The following is a 2,405-nucleotide window of genomic DNA, read 5'->3' as shown; positions in this document are numbered from 1 at the left end:
ATGGAGATCCTCGAGGCTTATGACCTTACGGGGAGTTACCGCGCGGCGGCTGAGTTGGCTGGGTGCGATCACCACACGGTGGCCCGGTATGTCGCGTTGCGCGCGACTGGTGGGAGCCCGGTCGAGCGTGAGCATCGAGCGCGGCCGATCGATGAGTACTTGCCCAAGATCGAAGAGCTGGTGGTGCGGTCCAACGGCCGAGTCCGCGCGGATGTGGTGCATAAGCGCATCACGGCGATGGGGTTTACCGGTGGTGAGCGCACGACCCGGCGGACTGTCGCGCAGGTCAAGGCGCGGTTGCGGGCCGGGCAGCGGCGTGTGTTTCGGCCGTGGATCCCGGAGCCGGGACTGTGGTTGCAGTGGGATTGGGGCCACGGCCCGAAAATCGGTGGCCGCCAGACGCAGTTGTGGTGTGCGTGGCTGGCGTGGTCGCGGTTTCGGGTGGTGATCCCGGTGATGGACAAGACGTTGCCGACGGTGGTGTCGTGCTTGGACACCACACTGCGCCGGATCGGTGGGATCCCGACGTATGCGTTGACTGACAACGAGAAGACGGTCTCGGTCGACCACATCGCCCAGATCGCGGTCCGTAACCCGGACATCGTCGAGGTCGGCCGGCACTACGGGTTGACGATCCGCACCTGCATGCCCGCGGACCCGCAGACCAAGGGCGGCTCGGAAGCAACCGTGCGGATCGCGAAAGCCGATCTGGTGCCGACCGAGGCGAACCTGTTGGGCGAGTACCGCACGTTCGGCGAGTTGGAGACTGCTTGTCGCGAGTTCAGCGACGCGGTCAATGACCGGCCGCACCGCGAGACCCGGCGTCGCCCGGTCGAGGCGCTGGCCGAGGAACGAACCCGGTTGCATCCGCTGACCAAGACACCGTTCACGATCGCGTTCGGCACGACCCGGCGCGTCAACTGGGACGCCACCGTCTCGGTCGAAGGGGTGCGGTATTCGGTGCCGCATCAGCTGATCGATACCCGCGTTTGGGTCCGGTTCCAGGGCGATGAGCTGATCATCACCGCCACCGGTGATGACGGGCCCACCGAGGTCGCCCGGCATGCCCGGTCGACACCAGGAAACCCGTCGATCAAGGACGAGCACTACCCGCCCCGGACCGATCACCACGGCGAACGAGCCCCGCGGGCAACCTCGTCCGAAGAGGCCGCGTTCCTCGCCCTCGGGGACGGGGCCGCCGCCTGGCTGACCGAAGCCGCCGCCGCAGGAACCCGACGGATCCGGCCGAAGATGGCCGAAGCGGTCACCCTGGCCAAACTGCATCCCGCGGCCGAGGTCGATCGGGCGTTGGGAATCGCGGCGATCGCGGGCCGGTTCGCCGACAACGACCTGATCCGCATCCTGACCCACAACCTGGGCCGCGACACCAGCGAACCGTCCCGCGCGGGCGAGGACCACAGCCTGCAACCCGGGACCTCGGCCTGGTCGAACTTCGGCCTCCCCACCCAAACCACCATTCCCGACGACGAAAGCGAAACCCACTAGATGTCGACCCCATTGCGGGTCGCCGGCACCACCGGTGATCCCTTGGCCGAGGCCATCACGCTGACCAAACGACTCAAACTGCCCCACCTGCGCCGCGCTCTCGGTGATCTGATCCCCACCGCGAAAGCGCAACGCTGGGACCCCGCCGAAGTCGTTCGAGTCCTGCTCGCCGAAGAAGCCGCCGGACGCGATGCCGCGAACCTGCGCACCCGCCGCAAACGCGCCGCCTTCCCCGCGGGCAAGACCTTCGGCGACTGGGACGAACACGCCTCCTCGATCCCACGCCCTACCCAGGACGCGCTCAAAACCCTGGAATGGGTGCGGAACAAGGAAAACCTCTGCATCTGCGGACCATCCGGCACCGGGAAAAGCCACTTCTGCGAAGCACTCGGCCAAGCCGCGGTCGAGGCCGGACTCACCGTCGCCTGGTTCACCATCGAAGACCTCGGCGCGCTCATGCGCCGCCACCGCGTCGACGACTCCATCACCCGCGCGATCACCCGACTGATCCGCACCGACCTGATCATCGTCGACGACATCGGCCTGCTGCCAGTCTCCCCGGACGCCGCCGAAGGGTTCTATCGCCTCGTCGATGCCGCCTACGAACGCCGCACACTCGCCGTCAGCTCGAACCTGCACCCCTCCGGGTTCGACGAAATCATGCCAAAAACCCTGGCCACCGCCACCGTCGACAGGCTCCTGCACCACGCCCACGTCGTCGTCACCCAAGGTGACAGCTTCCGGCTCTCCCAAGCAACCTCAGGCGAAGGAGTGAAACCATTGCGCTAACACCATCCACCACCCCAACGGGGAACCATCTGGCCGCCGTCGGGGAGCCCTAAATGGCCGCCAACGGGAACAACATCTGGCCGCCAACGGGGACAACAAACTGGCCATTG

The 2,405-nt window shown here is 66.8% G+C and carries 2 protein-coding genes; both read left to right on the top strand.

Annotated elements, in window-relative coordinates; all coding sequences use genetic code 11:
* A partial coding sequence (istA, locus tag AD72_RS34545) for an IS21 family transposase (RefSeq protein WP_031470866.1) occupies positions 1–1,506 on the top strand: 1,506 nt, incomplete at its 5' end.
* On the top strand, positions 1,507–2,295 hold the full coding sequence (gene istB / locus AD72_RS34540) for an IS21-like element helper ATPase IstB (protein WP_031470865.1): 789 nt from the start codon (positions 1,507–1,509) through the stop codon (positions 2,293–2,295).
* Positions 2,296–2,405: the final 110 nt, after the last annotated feature.

The sequence above is a fragment of the Sciscionella sediminilitoris genome (assembly GCF_000737195.2).
Lineage (GTDB): Bacteria > Actinomycetota > Actinomycetes > Mycobacteriales > Pseudonocardiaceae > Sciscionella > Sciscionella sediminilitoris.
The sequence above is the reverse complement of the archived record's forward strand: the minus strand, read 5'-3'. Positions and strand labels throughout refer to the sequence as shown.

Excerpts from the sequence above, each read along its gene's own strand:
- istB (WP_031470865.1), top strand. The coding sequence starts at position 1,507 with ATGTCGACCCCATTGCGGGTCGCCGGCACCACCGGTGATCCCTTGGCC.